Genomic DNA, 15830 nt, shown 5'->3' with positions numbered 1-15830 from the left:
TTTAGCTGTTCCAGTGCAAAAACAAGCGGTCTTCATCTTCATCCACGTTGCCACCCAAGGTGATCAGATTCAGATGCAGCTCCTGCATGTCCCACTGCTGCCCATACTTTTCTTCCACGGTCTCGCGCTTGACGGTCAGCTGGCCCACGCACTCAATGCGAATCATGGCTGGCTGATAAATCACCGTGGCGTCCGGGTTGTCTTCTTCGATGGCCTCGACGATGTAGCGCGACATGTCGTTGTCTTGCAGACCGATATAAACCTTGGATGTCATCAGGCTTCTCCACCCAGGCTCAAGCCTGCTTTCGTGACGCGTTTGGCAATGGTTTCCTGCGCTTGCTCCCAGACCTGATCCGCCTGGTCGGCAAAGGCAGCCTGGATGTACGGCATGAAGGCGGCTTGCACTTGTGGCAGCCACTGATTCAGCCAGCTTTGCAGTTGCTGCTTGTTTTCCTCACTTTCAGCCGCCGCGATCTTGAAGACGCTATCGCTCCAGTTGGACAGGTCTTTATGGCACTCCAGCATGAACTCCAGCAGCATATCCAGATCGCGGCCGCCTTCCTTGGCCAGATCCGCGACCAGACCCTGATACACCACTTGATGCACCACGGTATTGATCAGCAAGGACTGCACCAACAGCAGTTCAAACCAGTCTTTCTGGACCAGCGTTTTTTCGCACAAGGCGCGCAGACCTTGCCAGGCCGCATCCTGCATCCAGGCCTCTTTGGCTTGGCTCAGGGAATCGGCGCTATTGCCATCAATCAGCAGCCCAATACGGGAGACGTATTGCGCCATACCCAGCGAGTCCATCCCGGCATAGAGACAGGCTTGGGTAATGGTGGTGCCATACCCGTAAGCCGAGCCGGACATGAAATTCAGGTTGGCGGTTTGCTCGATGTGACGCAAAGGCAGCAGCAAGCGGGTGACCTTGGCTTTGACGTCCTCGCTCAGATACTGGGCCAGTTCCCGCTTTTCAAAAAAGCCGTAATTGGTTTCAGCCGATTCCTGCATGCGGGCACGGTTTTGCACGTAAGCACCGTAGTAGAACTGACGAGGGTCACGGAACACATACCAGTCCTTCATTTGAATGGCGGTGTGTGTGGGGTCGTTCAGGGTCTTGTCCGGCATCCACAGGGGTCGGTAATGGAAGTTGGCCGTCGCCTGGGCGTCGTATGTGGCTTCCTGGTAGCGCGTGGCCGGTTTTTCGCCAAAGCGGCGGGCCACGTTGGCAAAGGTTTGCCGCACGGGCTGCAAACTGGCCGTTTTAATTTCTAATGTCATCCTCTTGTTCTCCTGAATAAAACCTACTGGGCTTCAGCCTGACGACTGTTGCCGACCAAAGTGTCATAACCAAAACGCCATTTCTCTTCGTTCTCGTCATTGACCCGCATTTGCTCATCGCTCATGGGCTGGACATTGTTCTGCAGGCAAAACTGCTCGAACGCCGCCGGGGGCATGACCAGTTCCACAAACAGGTCCGGCTGGCCGATGGCAAAATCAAATTCCACAAAACGGGCGTTGGCCGGACTGCGTACGCGTACGTACTTTGTCAAAGTGGGCAAGCTCGTGTCTGACATCTGTTCTCCTCCTGATCAAGCTGTTGCATGAGTGTCCACAGCCTGTTCATAGCAAACCGCGTGCCAACTTTAAATTTGAAGGATTTAACCCTTTAGGATTAAAGAGATAGGTGAAACCTGGACTAGAAGGAATGCGGCCTGCGAAGGGGCGACGGCAGGAAAATTGATCATTTGATCAAGTGCTTAGCGTCGTTTTCATCAAATGCTGAGTTAGGGTAAAACCTTAGCAAAATCCGTTTTATCCGTCCTCTGGACACTATTATGTTTTCCTTGAGTCACTAGAAAGACAGGCGGCATACTGGTTTTAGAACACTCAAAACCACAATAAGAAATCACAGGATGGAGACAGCCATGGGGGCTACTGAACTCACACTGCCATTAAGTCAGGACCTGATCGACGCCATTCGTTTTGATGCGCGGGAAGGCAAAATATGGTTTGGCGAGCAGCGCATGCTCTTGCTGCACGCCAGCGGTTTTGGCCAGCTACGCAAGGAACTGATTGCCTCTTTAGGCAGCGAGCGCGCCAAATACTTTCTGATGCGCTTTGGCTACCACGCGGGCATGAAAGATGCCGAGGTCTCACAAAAAGTGCGCCCGGACCTATCACTGAAAGAGACCTTTTTGGCCGGCCCGCAAATGCACACCATCCGCGGCATGGTCAAAGTCGTGCCCACCGCCCTGACCTTTGACCGCGACGCAGGCCAGTACTACGGCGAATTTGACTGGTTTGACTCCTATGAAGTCAGCAATCACCAGAAAGAACATGGCCAGTCCAGCGAGCCGGTCTGTTGGAGCTTGCTGGGCTATGCCAGCGGCTACACCAGCTTCTATATGGGTAAGAGCATCATTTACAAAGAAACCCAATGCGGCGCCATGGGCCATAGCCACTGCAAGATCGTGGGCAAGCCAGCCGAGGAATGGGAAGATGATGACCCCGAGATTGACCGTTTCATGCTGCCCGATCCAGTCCAGGACGAACTGTTTGCCTTGCGATGTGAGCTGGTGAAGTTGCGCGAACAGGAGTTCAAGCACTCCAGCGCCAACTTCACCTTGCCCAACTCCATTGGTCAGTCCGCCGCTTACCAGGCCGCCTGTCATCTGCTGGAAAAGGCGGCGCAAAGCAAAGTCTCCGTGCTGCTGCTGGGGGAAACCGGCGTAGGGAAAGAAGCTTTCGCACGCGGCCTGCACGCCGCCAGCGACCGGGCTGATCAACCCTTTGTTGCAGTGAACTGTGCATCCATTCCCCCGGAGCTGATTGAGTCAGAGCTGTTTGGTGTCGAGAAAGGCGCTTATACCGGCGCACATAAATCCCGCCCCGGACGCTTTGAGCGTGCCCAGAGCGGCACCATCTTTCTGGATGAAATCGTGGAGCTATCGCCACGGTCCCAAGCCGCCCTGCTGCGTGTATTGCAAGAACAGGAACTGGAACGCGTGGGTGATGAGAACACTCGCCATATCGACGTGCGCGTGGTGGCGGCCACTAACGAGGATTTGGCCGAAGCCGTACAGAAAGGCACCTTCCGTGCCGACCTGTACTACCGCCTGAATGTCTTTCCCATTCACATTCCGCCGCTGCGCGAGCGTAAAGAAGACATTCCGCTGCTGACCGAATACTTTCTGAACAAATACTCCAGCATGTACAAAAAGCACGTGCTGGGAGTGAGCGACCGCAGCCGTGAATTACTGATGCAATACGACTGGCCAGGCAATATCCGCGAATTTGAAAACATGATCGAACGTGGCGTCATCCTGACCGAGCACAATCACGAAATCGAAACTCACCACCTGTTCCCGCAACAGAAAAGTGCCTTGCAGTATTTGAGCAGTTTGAATACGCAAGGCTTTATGGCGAAAGAGTCCTGTTTCAGCGCGAACCAGACGCAATATCTGGAGAACCTGCTGGAAACGCCCTTCAACCTGGACGACCTGGAAGAACAAATCATCCAGCTGACACTGAAGAAAACGAACGGGAATATTTCAGAAGCCGCGCGCAGGCTGGGACTGACACGGCCTGCCTTGGCATACCGGCTGAAGAAGGTGGCCATGCCCGCTTGATGCGCCATAGTCAGGGTGTTCTTTCCAGGCAGTTCGGCGTGACTCTGGCTTGATTCTCCCCACCTACTACAATGGGGGCTTATCTAAGGAGTCTTATGTTGGAATTTCAGCCCCGTGAACGGGCGTATTTATCTGGTATCCGCGCCCTGTCTCAAGATCAGGACGACAATGAAGTGTTTGTAGGTATGACCGTAGCCGAGTCCATCTGGTACGCAAACTACGTAGCGCAGTCATACAAAGGGGATGTAACACGAGGCGATGAGGCCGAAGTACGTTACTTGGCCCTGCATGATCAGCACGAACAGGCGCGCCGTGCCGTACTGGCATCAGAATCTCTGCTGCAATCGTTCGACACACCTGCTCAGCAATCCTGAGCAACATAGCGACACACTCCAGGCCGGGCAAGCATGTCATTCGCCCTGTTTCATCAAGCTTGGTTTACTCGCCCGTAAAAAAGCCCGCCAATTTTTCAACAGGCGGGCTTTTTTTATAGATGCGGACTCTATGGCTTGGCAATCATCAGCCTAGCTGCCAAACAAAGAAACAAGCTACAGCCGCAGCTCCTTGGACAAAAAGGTTTGCACTCGCTGTGGTCGACCGTCCAGATCACCAAAAAACACATCCGTGGAGACGTCTTCCAGAATCTGGCCCTGATCCATGAAAACCATCCGATCCGCCACCTTGCGGGCAAAGCCCATCTCATGGGTCACGCACATCATGGTCATCCCCTCTTCCGCCAAGCTAACCATTACGTCCAGCACCTCGTTGACCATTTCAGGATCCAGGGCCGAAGTAGGCTCGTCAAACAACATGCAGACCGGATCCATGCACAAGGCCCGCGCAATGGCGACACGTTGTTGCTGCCCGCCCGACAAACTGGCTGGATAACGATCCGCCAGCGCTTTCAGGCCCACCCTGTCCAGGTACAGCAAGGCCCGATCATTCGCTTCGTCCCGCTCCCTGCCCAGCACTTTACGCTGCGCCAAGGTCAGATTGGCCAAGACGTTCAGATGCGGAAACAGCTCGAAGTTCTGAAAAACCATCCCGACCCGACTGCGCAAGTCGGGCAGATTCGTTGCCGGATCACCGACAGAAATCCCATCCACGACAATCGTGCCCTGCTGAAACGGTTCCAGACCATTGACGGTTTTCAACAAGGTGGACTTGCCCGAGCCCGAAGGCCCGCACACCACCACGACTTCCTGACGGTCCACCTGGGCCGTGCAGTTCTTGAGCACCTGAAACGTGCCATACCACTTGGAAACACTATCGATACGGATCATTTGCCATCCAGTCGCAGATGTTTGTCATAACGTCGAGCCACACGATTCGCAATCAACTCCAGCGTTGCGCAGATCACGTAGTACATCAGCCCGACAAACAAGAAGATTTCAGTGGGGTGCACCATAACCCGGTTGCTGACCTGGGTGGCCACAAAAGACAGTTCCGCCACGCCAATAACGTAGGCCAGCGACGTATCCTTGATCAAGGCAACCCACTGATTAATAAAAGAAGGCAGCATCACCGGCAAAGCTTGCGGCAGGATGATGGACTTCATGATTTGGGCAGTTTTCAGGCCCAGGGCCTTGCCCGCTTGCCATTGCCCCGCGGGCAAGCTGCTGATACCCGCAAATACCGAGTGCGCCAGATAGGCGCCACCAATCAAGGACAAGGCGCAGACCACGGTAAACAGACCCGGCACATCCACCTTGAACAGAATGGGCAGCAGAAAATACACCCAGAAAATCAGCATGATCACAGGGATGGCGCGGAAAAAGCCCAGAAACAGCAGCAAAGCGGTATGCGCCACGCCACGCGTCAAGACCAGGGCTATACCAAAAACCAGCCCCAGAACGGCCGACAAGCTTGCCGAGAGCACGCTAAGCAAGAGCGTCAGCGCAGCCCCACCTAAAGGGCCATGCGGATACGCCCCCACCAGGAAGTACAGCAGGTTGTCATGGATTACATCGAAGTTCATTACAGCCCACCTCGCACTTGCAGACGGTGGCGTTGTAACCACTGCCCACCCACTTCAACCAGCATGACCAGCAAGACATACAACAGCGTTGCAATCCCAAAGGACTGGAAGGTCTTGAAAGTTTCAGTCTCCACCTGACGGGACGCATAAGACAGCTCTGCCAAGCCAATGGCCATGGTCAACGAGGTGTTCTTGATGACATTCATGTACTGCCCGATCAGCGAGGGAAAGGTATTGCGCAAGGCCTGCGGCATCACCACATAGCGCCAGACCTGCATGGAAGACATGCCCAAGGAGGCTGCTGCGGCCCACTGCCCTTTGCGAACTGCCCGCACACCAGAACGAAATTCTTCTGCAACAAAAGCCGTGGTGTAGATCGTCAAACCTACAAAGGCGGCCAGCATCTCGAAACTGGGCCAATGCACATCGAACAAGACCAGTTGCAAGACATGCTGGGAGTTCAACCATTGAACCAGCTCCGGCGGCATCAATGCCGAGGCACCGAAATACCAGAAAAATAGTTGCACCAACAAGGGCGTATTACGGAACAGACTCAGACAAGCACGTACCGGCCAGGCCAGCCAGGCAAACGGCGAGAGCCTGGCAATACACACCAGAAAACCCAAAACAGTTGCAGCGAAAGAGACAACTAAAGAGAGCTGGATCGTGACCCAGAACCCTTGCAGCAACCAACCCACATAGTGGGGTGCCAGCCAGAAATCAGAAGACGGCATAGCAAACACCAAAAAGCAGGATCAAGTGATCCCGCTGTTAAAAACACAAACAGGAAAAGGCCAGCCTGAACACTCAAGGCTGGCCTGCAAGCAAGTGATGACTTACTGTTGCTGACCGATGCGGTACAAGCGCTCCAGAGGTGTTTTGGACTGAGGGCCAAACCAGACGTCATAAATGGCTTGAGCCTTGCCCTGGCTTTCCAGCTCCAGCAAAGTTTCATCCACAAAGGATTTCAGTGCTGTCTCGCCTTTGGGGATACCAATACCGATCAAGTCCTCGGAAATGCTGAAGGCCGGGATTTCATAGTTTTCCTTGTCCGGCACATTGGCCAGCAAACCAATCAGCTTGGGACCATCCTGAGTGATGGCCTGCACATTGCCGTTACGCAAAGCGGTAAAAGCAAAGGGGGTATCGTCATAGGCAACCAGCTTGGCCTGGGGGTATTTTTCACGCAGAACGATCTCATTGACCGTCCCTTTATCCACACCAATACGCAGCGAGTTCAACTGCTCGGGCGAGGACAAGACGCCTTTTTTAGCCAGAAACTGCTGGCCCGATGCAAAGTACGGAATGCTGAAATCTACCTGTTTGGCACGCTCTTCCGTGATGGTGAAGTTGGCCAAAACCAGATCTACTTTATTGGACGTCAACAGCGGCACACGATTGGCCGGGTTGGTTGGCAAGACTTCCAGCTTCACGCCCAGCTTGTCAGCCAGAGCCTGAGCAAAATCCACATCCAGACCGGTGATCTGGCGGGACTTCTGATCCACAAAACCAAACGGTGGATTGCTGTCGAAAGACGCTACTTTCAAGACACCCGTTTTCTTGATGTCATCCAGACGATCAGCCTGGGCCACTCCAGCCACCAACGCCAGGGTAAGGGTCGCGGCAATGCTTAAAAACGACTTCATAGTAAAAACATTCCGATAAAAAAATGGCACGTCCGATACATACCGTCGTGCCATTCGACCACAGCCGCAAGCTCTTCAAAACGATCAAATTTCCCCATGCTTATAACTAAAAACGCTAAGAGGATGTGCTGTTTTATGCAGGCGCAGAAGCATCGATCATCGAATGCACGCTACTGCTTGGTGGAAATCACCTTTTGGACCGCAAAGCCCTGGGATGCCGCGTAATCCAGCAAGTCACTGACAAGCTGCGGATCAGCCTGTTTTTCTCGGGACAAGACCCAGAGATATTTCCGATCCGGCGTACCGACCAAAGAATACTGGTAATCCCCTTCCAGCTTCATGATCCAGTAGTCACCCCACACCATAGGGAACCAGGACAGCCATTTCGGAGCAAAACGCACTTCCAGTATCGCCGGATCAGCAGGCTCCACACTCGTCGACAAACGCCCCTGCCCGATGGCTTGCTTCACCTCACCGTCCGTACCCTGACAACGATTGGTAACAGTAATCGTCTTGTCCGCTTCCATCACGTAATTAGCTTGCACATCTCCGGCACATTCACGCTGAAAGTTATTGGGTAGACGCGCCTGCTCGTACCAGGTGCCCATGTACTTACTCAGGTCTACATCTTCCTGGGTCGCCAGATCGGCGTTGGAAGAAGCGCAGGCGACCAATAACGCAGACAGCGACAGGAAAAGAATTCTTTTCATCACGGAGTTCTCCTTGTAGGTGACCCAAGATCGAGTGTCTGGAATCGTCCTTTGATAGATCGACCGATCCAGTTTGCAGCAAGCGCAGCCCTGGCCCTGCTTATGCATCTGGCCAGTCATAGCATCAGGAAAACAGCTTAACCACCTCTTCGCCTGTCATCTCTCGCGTTTTGTTAGCGAATGCGTAGTTGTCAGGCTTGTCATCAATAAAGACCTGCAGCTCGAACGGCCAGCTCCCGCTATCCTTGAACAAGCCAGCAGAAACAGCATGGAAACCACCGGCCTTGAGCTTGTAAAACAAGTGCGTACCGCATACATCACAAAAACTGCGCTCAGCCCACTCCGAAGAGGCATAGGAGCGCACATGCTCCGCGCCTTCGATCACTGGGGCTTCATGGGACTCCAGCGACAAGAAGGGGCCACCTGACCAGCTGCGGCAGATGCCGCAATGGCAAGCGCTGATTGAAGGCTTTTGCTGCTGAAAACTGATCGAGACGGCACCGCACAGACAGTTGCCGTGAATCGTGGATGTATTGTTTGCCATAAGAGCCTCTGTAGATAGATGGATAAGCAATTCTAACGGCTGAATCGTCCCGTAATGGAAATTCGATATGAGGCTTTCCCAAGGCCAGGTGCAACAAAACCTGGGCCCCAGAAGCAACACCGCCCGCTACAAAGCGGGCTTATTCGTGCAGTCCGCTATAACGGACCCTTACACATTTACTGCTGCTTGATGCTCATGTTTTCTTCAAGGCTAATGGTGCAAGACTTCCCTTTGCCAATCGTCCTGATACGGCCTTTAATTGTCACCGTGTCACCCATATTGAACACATTCAGTTGCTCAGTGCGGCGGTTGATCAAGGAAGAAAAGACGATAGGCCCGCTGCTGACTCGAACGTCAAACTGCTTGGCACTGCCCCATACTTTTGAGTTCATGCCACTCATGGCCTCGGCCAGTGTATTTTGCTCCATGGTCACCAATTTGCCAGTCACCTCAACCGTTTTCCCACTGTACTTGTTCACAGCACGCGCATGATTGGAACGCATCTCTAAACAAATCTGTGCCGGAGTGTCAGCAATCGGGCCCGCCCCCATCGCTTCATTGACACTGGCAAACGCATCATCAATGCCTTTAGTCATGGAGTTCATCGTTTCACATCCCGCCAAGCCCACTGACAGGGCAGCTATAAATACGATCTTCTTCATTTCCCGCTTCCTTTATTACCAAAAAAAATAAGCGGCGGGTATAGCAGGCAGGGTCAGCCTATTCCGGACAAAAAAGCATAAAGCCAGACGATGGACACTTTAAATAAAACTTAATTAATTTTGAGGAGTTTTTCCTGCCTATTGCCGTTGGGGACTGGGCTCCGCCCCCCTCAAAAAGCCTCCTCAAAGACAAGCTCTTGCTTTCCGACGTAACGCCCCAAGGTAGGAACATGGTGTGTAAATACACCCACTCAACTTTTCATGTATTTATCAAGATGACAAAAAGCGCTATTAATCCCTCCACCGTATTCAATTCCTTGCAATACGGTTTCAGCCAGGGCCTGGTGGTCACAGGCAACCGCCGTGTCATGCTCTCTGGCCAAGTAGGTGTAGATGCTCAGGAACAAACCGTAGCTGGTGGAATGCGCGAGCAAACAGAAGCCGCCTTGGACAATATTGAACTAGTCCTGGCCGAGGTTGGCGGCAAGGTGGATCAGGTAATCATGCTGCGGATTTTCATCCGGGAAGATGCAAGCTCACCACAAGAGCAGGACGACATAGCTGCTGCGCTACTGAAGCGATTTCCCGTCAATCCACCACCCTCTTCCTGGATCTTGATCAGTGGCTTGGCCAAGCCTGAGTGGCTGATCGAGATTGAGGCTGAAGCGATGCTGGATTGATCGCTGCTGTTAAGTCGCCTCCCGTACGGAGTCGACATAAAAAAAGACCTCGGATCTTGACGAGGTCTTTAGGCTCCCTTTTCGCTGGGGAGCTTTTTTTGATTCATAACTCTACAAGCTGTGCATAAAGACTTAAAGAAAGCCTCTGCTTACTCCTCGACAACCGGAGCATCAGCCATCCCTTTTTTTACAGACTCAATACTGTGTTGTGCGCTCTGCTTACTGCTGTAGCCTTCGGAGCTGACGCAAATAATGTTCCCATTCGCGGCCTTGAATCGCCACCGCCATTCACCACTTTTGTCCTTGTAAAGCACAAATTTCATGATGACCCTCTTTAGGTATGAGCGCACGTCGCGCAAACCGTATCCTAAAACTGGAGTTGATCAGCAGGTATTGGGGTTTACGTGGCAGGCCAACAAGTGACTGAATTGCCATCAAACCACACCTCTTTTACTGACAACGCAAGAGATATGCCATCAAGTCAAAAAAGGAAACAAGTGCAGCTCATCAGGTTTTGTGTGGTGGACACTTCGACCGGCATTCCTCATCCAAAGCGGCGAACGAATGTCCCGCATTGACCTAACAGAGATCAATACGAGAGCTTGATTTATGCGCTAAGCTTTTCCGACCACGTCGACGGTCTTGCAATCGGCGTGCCGAATGTTCGGAGAGAAAAAAGCATCATGTATTACGGTGAACGTTTCAATGCCTGGTCACATCTGATCGGTGCAGTTCTGGCTGTAGGCGGCGTATCCTGGCTAATTGTCATGGCGAGCTTTACCGGGGACCCCTGGCGCATCACCAGCACGGCCATTTACGGCGCCACACTTATCCTGCTGTACCTGATTTCCACCTTGTACCACTGCTTCAAGGGACGGGCCAAAAACGTCTTCCGCAAGCTGGATCACTTTTCCATCTACCTGTTGATTGCTGGCAGCTACACGCCCTTCTGCCTGGTAACGCTGCGAGGCCCTTGGGGATGGAGCCTGTTCGGTGTGGTCTGGGGTTTGGCACTGATTGGCATTCTCCAAGATATCCGCCCACGTTCGCCGGCACGCATACTATCGCTGGTGATCTATGCCGTGATGGGGTGGATTGTGTTGCTGGCACTGGGACCGCTGGCAGACAATCTGGGCTCGGAAGGCTTTTCCTGGCTGGCGGCAGGGGGAGCAATTTATACCGCCGGGATCGTGTTCTTTGTGTTTGACGAGCGCTTCCGGCATTGGCACGGTATCTGGCATTTGTTTGTGCTGGCTGGCAGCGCAGCGCATTTTCTGGCCATCTCCCAGTATGTTGTCATGTAAAACAAAGCACCCGGGCGCGAACACACAAAAAAGCCTCTACCGAGGCTTTTTTTTCGACTGGCATACGCTCTGTTATGTCTGATGAAATCTGATTACATCCAAAGGTACGGACCTGTGGCGAAGATCTTTTCCTGCTCCTAGAATAAAGCAACGCAACTAGAAGCGAGGCTTGCATGATCACACTAGAGACGGGACTATATCTTCGTGTTCAAGAGCTGAAGGATGGGCCCAAGCCCTCCCCGCTTCAAAGCGGATTCAATATGCAGACCGCTTACCGTGCCCTGGGGATGTTCAACCCGTCAGAGACATCGGACGCCTTCTTTATTTTGGCTAACGACAGGGACGAAATCTGGTTTATCTGTAATCGCCATTTACGAGCCGTTGGGGTCAGTCCTGAACCTAGAGAGCTTAGACGCGCGCTGAATTCAATATAGGCATTAATAGTGCAGGCTATAGCCGTAGAAAACAAAAAAGCCCCAAAGCATTGATCTTTGGGGCTTTTCTTGGCACAGCTTGGAGCTGTGTGCATGTATTCTGGTAGGCAGTACTGGATTCGAACCAGCGACCTCTACGATGTCAACGTAGCGCTCTAACCAACTGAGCTAACCGCCTGCGGTGAAGAAATGAAATAATAGATCTTCCCTATTGGGCTGTCAACACTATTTTGCGTTTTTCTATAAAAAAGATGATCTTTTTTATATGACTACGCTAGAAAAATAGCTCCCCAAGACTGGAAAATCTTGTAATCCATTGTTTTATAAGAATTAAACAAAAAACTGACGAATTTCCATAAATTTATGCGCTTCCTGGCAAGGGAGAGCCAAGAAACATATAGATACACTCAATCTGTCTCCAGCCAGCATCAAGCCACCTTACCGGCGCACGATTTTTCTATTCAAGTTCTTCGGGCAAAAATAAAATGATTGCTTTACGCCTGCAGATCATCAATCTCGTCCGAAACAGATCTGCGGCTGCTACGGGACACCTACGCACATGACTTGCTCTTCTCTCCCGCCTACCCCGACTCAACTACTGGATTTACCCGGCGTTCAGGAAACTACGCTGGAAGCGGTGCTTTATACGCCGCCCAATGACGAGATTTTTGATGAAAATCCTTGTTTAAGCTGCGGCGTGTGCTGTTCGCACTTTCGGGTGTCTTTCTATAGTGGTGAGTTAAGTGGCGAGACTGGCGGTACGGTGCCGGTCGAGTTGACCACCAAGGTTGGGCCGTTGCGCGCCTGTATGAAAGGAACCGAGCAAGGTGAAGGTCGTTGTATTGCCTTGCGTGGCACCTTGGGCCAGCCTGGAATTCATTGCGCTATTTATCCGGATCGCCCTACCCCCTGTCGTGACTACCAAATCTGGGAACTGGATGGCAGCCCAAATGTGGATTGCCAGCGTTTGCGTAGCAAACACGGTTTGCCTTTACTGCCTAACCGCCCGCTGCCTGCTCCACCCGCCCTGCCGGAGCATGATGAGGCGGCCTGATACCCGTAGCTGAGCCTCTCCCGGAAAGCCTTCACTGCTGATGCGTGAAGGCTTTTTTGTTGGCTACCAATTGACACATAAAGCTTCTTTCACACGTTCAGAGATATTTTATTGCTTGAATAACTTTGGGCATATTCGTAGATCTCTCATTGTGTTTTTACCTATAGAACCCCCTGCTCCAGAGCTGTAGCCTTGAGGTGTTGGCTATCGCTTTTTTGAACTCTCAAAAACACAAGCAAGCTTTATCCAACACCTCAAACATCGTCATAACAATACTGGAGCAAAGAGACATGCGTTTTAGTCGTTCACGTTTAGCAGTTGCCTCATTGGCATGCCTGGCTGGGATCAGTACCCTCAGCCCAGTAACATTGGCGGCCTCACCTGCCGCCGACCTGCTAATCGTGAATGGGCGTATTTATACGCAGAACCCGGAACAGGCTTGGGTTGAAGCCATTGCGATACGTGATGGAAAAATTGAAGCCGTGGGCAGTACAGAGCAACTGCAATCCAGACGTGGAGACAAGACTCAGCTGATTGATCTTGGCGGGAAAATGGCTATGCCAAGTATCAATGAAGCACACTCCCACCCTGTATGGGGTGGCTTGAAGCATCTGTTCCAGTGCAACTTCCCTTTCACGGTAACGCCGGATGTATTGGCAAACACCTTGAAAGCCTGCGTGGCGCGTAGCGAAACGCTGTGGATTCAGGGAGGCCAATGGGACAGTGATTTCTTCAAGACTCACAAAATTGCTTCGCCGCGCGCATGGCTGGATGCCGTCTCTGGCGACAAGGCTATTGTGTTGACCGACGATACGGGTCACAACGCCTGGGTCAACTCCAAGGCGTTGGGCCTCTTGCAGATTGATGCCAACTTTACGCCTCCTAGCGGCATGACCGTCAAGCACGAGCTTGATAGCCGCGAACCCAATGGGGTTTTAGTCGAGGCCAATAGCTATATCCGCTCTTTTGTACCGGACTGGACAGAGGATCAATACCTGAAAGCAGCGCGGTATGCCATCCAGGAGTCCAACCAATTCGGGATTACGGGTTTAAAGGATGCCGATGCCAGCGAGGCTGTTGTGCGCTCGTATTACAACCTGGCCAAGCAAGAGGGTTTGAATGCCCATATCGCCACCGCTATCCGTATCTCTGGCAAGGACAGCAAGCATGTTTTTGATTTTGCTGAAATTGACCGCATCAGCAAGCAGTATGCCCTCCCTGATCTGAAGACCAACTACGTCAAGATCTATACCGACGGGGTTCCTACCGCGGCACATACAGCCGCCATGCTGGAGCCCTACGCGGACACTCACCAGGATGATCCTTTGTCCTTGGGGGCCTTGGTCGTTCCTGAAAATGAACTGGATCGCGTCGTCTCTCACCTGGATGCAGCCGGTTATGGTTTGAAGATGCATACCGCAGGTGATCGGGCTATTCGCGTGGCGTTGAACGCTATTGAAAAAGCACGCAACGCTAATGGTCCTCAAGGTTTGATGCACGAGCTCGCGCACTCGGAGTTTGTGGACGATCAGGACAAACCGCGCTTCAAGGCTCTGAATGTAGCCGCCGACTTTTCTCCCTATATCTGGTATCCCTCCGGTTTGACTGACGCCATCAGCTCGGTAGTGGGTAAGCGCAGCAGGAACATGTTCCAGGCCCGTATGTTGTTGGATCATGACGCCACCATTATTGCCGGCTCGGACTGGCCCTCTGGTGTGAAGGACAACAACCCTTGGCCCGCGATTGAAGCTCTGATGACACGCGCCAATCCCTTCGGGCAGCGGCAGGGTGAACAACTGGGCGCTGAACAAGCCTTGAATCTGACCGAAATACTGCAGATTTTTACGCAAAACGGTGCCAAGGCTTTGGGCCGCGAAACAGAAACAGGGTCCTTGGAAGCTGGGAAATCTGCTGATCTGATTGTGCTGGATCGGGACTTATTCAAGATTGAGCCTAGCGAAATTAGCGACACCAAGGTGTTGATGACTATTTTCCAAGGTCGTCTGGTGTACACAGCTACAAAATAAGCTGCCCGGCAGGCTGACTAAATACGCTACCATGCACGGTTTGTAGGGCCGCCCGGCCCTGCGCTTTCGGGAGTCGAAGCAAATGAAATACCGCAAGCTGGGCAATACAGACCTGGATGTCAGCCTGATTGGCTTGGGCACCATGACATACGGGGAACAGAACAGCGAGGCCGATGCGCACGCTCAACTGGACCTTGCTTTGGAACTGGGTGTGAATCTGGTGGATACCGCCGAGATGTACCCTGTGCCCCCTATGGCGGCTACGCAAGGTTTGACCGAGCAATATATCGGCACCTGGCTGGCTAAAACCGGCCGCCGCAAGGACATTGTTCTGGCCAGCAAAATTGCTGGCCCCCAACGTGACCCCAAACGCCCTGGTCATATCCGCAATGGCGGTACCAGCCTGGATCGCAAGAATCTGGAACAAGCCCTGCATGACAGCCTGCGTCGACTGCAAACGGACTATCTGGACCTGTATCAGCTGCACTGGCCGGATCGCAGCACGGTGACATTTGGGCAGCGCAGCTACCCGTGGAAAGAAGAAGACACTATCCCCATCGAGGAAACCTTGTCGGTACTGGATGACTTTGTGCGTCAAGGCAAGATACGTCACATAGGTGTCTCCAATGAAACGCCTTGGGGTGTTTCGCGATTTCTGGAGCTGTCGCGCTCCCGCTCTCTGCCTTTGATTGCCACGATCCAGAACCCCTACAACCTGCTGAACCGCGTGTTTGAAGAAGGGCTGTCCGAATTCTGCCGTTATGAAGGCCTGGGTCTGCTGGCCTATTCACCTTTGGCGATGGGTGTATTGACGGGCAAATATGACAACGGAGCTCGTCCCGAGAAAGGACGGTTGACGCTGTACGACCGTTTCACGCGCTACGATGCTCCCCGCGCTCGTGAGGCCGCGTTGGCCTACAACGAACTGGCTCGCGAATACGGTTTGACGCCTACCCAATTGGCCTTGGCCTGGGTGAACCAGCAAGCCTTTACCAGCAGCAACCTGATCGGTGCGACTACGCTGGAACAACTGCGCGAGAACATCGCCAGTGCAGATGTTCAATTAAGTGATGAGTTAGTTGCCAAGATCAACGCTATTCATCACCACACTCCGAACCCAGCGCCTTAACTGGCTTTCACCCCGCCTTGGGCCCAGGCG

The 15830-nt window shown here is 52.8% G+C and carries 18 protein-coding genes and 1 tRNA gene; 7 read left to right on the top strand and 12 right to left on the bottom strand.

The annotated features are described in order from the left end of the window. Position 1: 1 nt before the first annotated feature. From ACLPGZ_RS12815 to ACLPGZ_RS12805, 3 genes are read right to left on the bottom strand one after another with little or no spacing between them, the layout of a single operon-like run. Positions 2-274 (bottom strand): MmoB/DmpM family protein, encoded by a 273-nt coding sequence (locus ACLPGZ_RS12815; RefSeq protein ID WP_003800437.1) that lies wholly within the window; start codon positions 272-274, stop codon positions 2-4. After that, a complete protein-coding gene (locus tag ACLPGZ_RS12810; protein WP_009454450.1) occupies positions 274-1281 on the bottom strand; it encodes an aromatic/alkene monooxygenase hydroxylase subunit beta in 1008 nt (335 codons plus the stop codon). The genes ACLPGZ_RS12815 and ACLPGZ_RS12810 overlap by 1 nt, the downstream gene beginning before the upstream one ends. Before the next feature lie 23 nt (positions 1282-1304). Then, positions 1305-1577, bottom strand: a complete 273-nt coding sequence (locus ACLPGZ_RS12805; RefSeq protein WP_009454452.1) for a phenol hydroxylase subunit — start codon at positions 1575-1577, stop codon at positions 1305-1307. Positions 1578-1928: 351 nt separating this feature from the next. On the opposite strand from ACLPGZ_RS12805, the gene ACLPGZ_RS12800 reads away from it, so the two are divergent. Together ACLPGZ_RS12800 and ACLPGZ_RS12795 are read left to right on the top strand one after the other, a co-directional pair. Next, positions 1929-3632, top strand: a complete 1704-nt coding sequence (locus ACLPGZ_RS12800) for a sigma-54-dependent Fis family transcriptional regulator (RefSeq protein ID WP_060185808.1) — start codon at positions 1929-1931, stop codon at positions 3630-3632. Between the two features lie 95 nt (positions 3633-3727). Continuing rightward, positions 3728-4006: a hypothetical protein gene (locus ACLPGZ_RS12795; protein WP_060185809.1), complete on the top strand. Its 279-nt coding sequence runs from the start codon at positions 3728-3730 to the stop codon at positions 4004-4006. A 174-nt stretch (positions 4007-4180) separates the two neighbouring features. Here the strand turns inward: ACLPGZ_RS12795 and ACLPGZ_RS12790 are convergent, their stop codons facing one another. The 7 genes from ACLPGZ_RS12790 to ACLPGZ_RS12760 all read right to left on the bottom strand — a co-directional run bounded on the left by ACLPGZ_RS12790 (position 4181) and on the right by ACLPGZ_RS12760 (position 9172). Beyond that, positions 4181-4915, bottom strand: coding sequence for an amino acid ABC transporter ATP-binding protein (locus ACLPGZ_RS12790; protein ID WP_060185810.1), 735 nt, complete (start codon positions 4913-4915; stop codon positions 4181-4183). Further along, positions 4912-5610 (bottom strand): amino acid ABC transporter permease, encoded by a 699-nt coding sequence (locus ACLPGZ_RS12785; RefSeq protein WP_035267749.1) that lies wholly within the window; start codon positions 5608-5610, stop codon positions 4912-4914. Before ACLPGZ_RS12785 ends, ACLPGZ_RS12790 begins: the two co-directional genes overlap by 4 nt. Continuing rightward, complete coding sequence (locus ACLPGZ_RS12780) at positions 5610-6344, bottom strand: amino acid ABC transporter permease (RefSeq protein ID WP_239055612.1); 735 nt, start codon at positions 6342-6344, stop codon at positions 5610-5612. Before ACLPGZ_RS12780 ends, ACLPGZ_RS12785 begins: the two co-directional genes overlap by 1 nt. 102 nt (positions 6345-6446) lie before the next feature. Beyond that, the gene (locus tag ACLPGZ_RS12775; protein ID WP_026482714.1) at positions 6447-7256 is read right to left on the bottom strand and encodes an ABC transporter substrate-binding protein; all 810 of its coding nucleotides are present in this window, start codon (positions 7254-7256) and stop codon (positions 6447-6449) included. Positions 7257-7426: 170 nt separating this feature from the next. Further along, a complete protein-coding gene (locus ACLPGZ_RS12770; protein WP_060185812.1) occupies positions 7427-7966 on the bottom strand; it encodes a lipocalin family protein in 540 nt (179 codons plus the stop codon). 124 nt (positions 7967-8090) lie between these two features. Further along, positions 8091-8510: a GFA family protein gene (locus ACLPGZ_RS12765; protein ID WP_060185813.1), complete on the bottom strand. Its 420-nt coding sequence runs from the start codon at positions 8508-8510 to the stop codon at positions 8091-8093. A 176-nt stretch (positions 8511-8686) separates the two neighbouring features. Beyond that, positions 8687-9172, bottom strand: coding sequence for a hypothetical protein (locus ACLPGZ_RS12760; RefSeq protein WP_239055611.1), 486 nt, complete (start codon positions 9170-9172; stop codon positions 8687-8689). A 275-nt stretch (positions 9173-9447) separates the two neighbouring features. On the opposite strand from ACLPGZ_RS12760, the gene ACLPGZ_RS12755 reads away from it, so the two are divergent. Beyond that, a complete protein-coding gene (locus ACLPGZ_RS12755; protein ID WP_239055610.1) occupies positions 9448-9852 on the top strand; it encodes a RidA family protein in 405 nt (134 codons plus the stop codon). A gap of 149 nt (positions 9853-10001) precedes the next feature. Here ACLPGZ_RS12755 and ACLPGZ_RS12750 read toward each other — a convergent pair whose 3' ends face one another. After that, entirely contained in the window at positions 10002-10175 is a 174-nt protein-coding gene (locus ACLPGZ_RS12750) for a YegP family protein (RefSeq protein ID WP_021446666.1), read from the bottom strand. 360 nt (positions 10176-10535) lie between these two features. Between ACLPGZ_RS12750 and trhA the strand changes: the two genes are divergently transcribed. After that, positions 10536-11156, top strand: a complete 621-nt coding sequence (gene trhA / locus ACLPGZ_RS12745) for a PAQR family membrane homeostasis protein TrhA (RefSeq protein ID WP_009454498.1) — start codon at positions 10536-10538, stop codon at positions 11154-11156. Between the two features lie 535 nt (positions 11157-11691). Here trhA and ACLPGZ_RS12740 read toward each other — a convergent pair. Next, positions 11692-11768: transfer RNA gene (locus tag ACLPGZ_RS12740), tRNA-Val, on the bottom strand. Between the two features lie 459 nt (positions 11769-12227). Here ACLPGZ_RS12740 and ACLPGZ_RS12735 point away from each other — a divergent pair. The 3 genes from ACLPGZ_RS12735 to ACLPGZ_RS12725 all read left to right on the top strand — a co-directional run bounded on the left by ACLPGZ_RS12735 (position 12228) and on the right by ACLPGZ_RS12725 (position 15800). Beyond that, positions 12228-12644, top strand: a complete 417-nt coding sequence (locus tag ACLPGZ_RS12735) for a YkgJ family cysteine cluster protein (protein WP_035267876.1) — start codon at positions 12228-12230, stop codon at positions 12642-12644. 290 nt (positions 12645-12934) lie between these two features. Then, positions 12935-14671 carry an amidohydrolase gene (locus ACLPGZ_RS12730; RefSeq protein WP_239055549.1) on the top strand — a complete coding sequence of 579 codons (1737 nt, stop codon included), beginning with the start codon at positions 12935-12937 and terminating at the stop codon, positions 14669-14671. 82 nt (positions 14672-14753) lie between these two features. Beyond that, the gene (locus ACLPGZ_RS12725; RefSeq protein ID WP_035267880.1) at positions 14754-15800 is read left to right on the top strand and encodes an NADP(H)-dependent aldo-keto reductase; all 1047 of its coding nucleotides are present in this window, start codon (positions 14754-14756) and stop codon (positions 15798-15800) included. The last annotated feature ends 30 nt before the right edge of the window (positions 15801-15830 follow it).

Source organism: Alcaligenes sp. Me129, assembly GCF_050487245.1.
GTDB classification, from domain to species: domain Bacteria; phylum Pseudomonadota; class Gammaproteobacteria; order Burkholderiales; family Burkholderiaceae_B; genus Alcaligenes; species Alcaligenes phenolicus.
The sequence above is the reverse complement of the archived record's forward strand: the minus strand, read 5'-3'. Positions and strand labels throughout refer to the sequence as shown.

What these genes read in the sequence shown, in the direction of transcription:
- ACLPGZ_RS12815 (WP_003800437.1), bottom strand. Translation starts at nt 274, where the DNA reads ATGACATCCAAGGTTTATATCGGTCTGCAAGACAACGACATGTCGCGC.
- ACLPGZ_RS12810 (WP_009454450.1), bottom strand. Translation starts at nt 1,281, where the DNA reads ATGACATTAGAAATTAAAACGGCCAGTTTGCAGCCCGTGCGGCAAACC.
- ACLPGZ_RS12805 (WP_009454452.1), bottom strand. Translation starts at nt 1,577, where the DNA reads ATGTCAGACACGAGCTTGCCCACTTTGACAAAGTACGTACGCGTACGC.
- ACLPGZ_RS12800 (WP_060185808.1), top strand. Translation starts at nt 1,929, where the DNA reads ATGGGGGCTACTGAACTCACACTGCCATTAAGTCAGGACCTGATCGAC.
- ACLPGZ_RS12795 (WP_060185809.1), top strand. Translation starts at nt 3,728, where the DNA reads ATGTTGGAATTTCAGCCCCGTGAACGGGCGTATTTATCTGGTATCCGC.
- ACLPGZ_RS12790 (WP_060185810.1), bottom strand. Translation starts at nt 4,915, where the DNA reads ATGATCCGTATCGATAGTGTTTCCAAGTGGTATGGCACGTTTCAGGTG.
- ACLPGZ_RS12785 (WP_035267749.1), bottom strand. Translation starts at nt 5,610, where the DNA reads ATGAACTTCGATGTAATCCATGACAACCTGCTGTACTTCCTGGTGGGG.
- ACLPGZ_RS12780 (WP_239055612.1), bottom strand. Translation starts at nt 6,344, where the DNA reads ATGCCGTCTTCTGATTTCTGGCTGGCACCCCACTATGTGGGTTGGTTG.
- ACLPGZ_RS12775 (WP_026482714.1), bottom strand. Translation starts at nt 7,256, where the DNA reads ATGAAGTCGTTTTTAAGCATTGCCGCGACCCTTACCCTGGCGTTGGTG.
- ACLPGZ_RS12770 (WP_060185812.1), bottom strand. Translation starts at nt 7,966, where the DNA reads ATGAAAAGAATTCTTTTCCTGTCGCTGTCTGCGTTATTGGTCGCCTGC.
- ACLPGZ_RS12765 (WP_060185813.1), bottom strand. Translation starts at nt 8,510, where the DNA reads ATGGCAAACAATACATCCACGATTCACGGCAACTGTCTGTGCGGTGCC.
- ACLPGZ_RS12760 (WP_239055611.1), bottom strand. Translation starts at nt 9,172, where the DNA reads ATGAAGAAGATCGTATTTATAGCTGCCCTGTCAGTGGGCTTGGCGGGA.
- ACLPGZ_RS12755 (WP_239055610.1), top strand. Translation starts at nt 9,448, where the DNA reads ATGACAAAAAGCGCTATTAATCCCTCCACCGTATTCAATTCCTTGCAA.
- ACLPGZ_RS12750 (WP_021446666.1), bottom strand. Translation starts at nt 10,175, where the DNA reads ATGAAATTTGTGCTTTACAAGGACAAAAGTGGTGAATGGCGGTGGCGA.
- trhA (WP_009454498.1), top strand. Translation starts at nt 10,536, where the DNA reads ATGTATTACGGTGAACGTTTCAATGCCTGGTCACATCTGATCGGTGCA.
- ACLPGZ_RS12730 (WP_239055549.1), top strand. Translation starts at nt 12,935, where the DNA reads ATGCGTTTTAGTCGTTCACGTTTAGCAGTTGCCTCATTGGCATGCCTG.
- ACLPGZ_RS12725 (WP_035267880.1), top strand. Translation starts at nt 14,754, where the DNA reads ATGAAATACCGCAAGCTGGGCAATACAGACCTGGATGTCAGCCTGATT.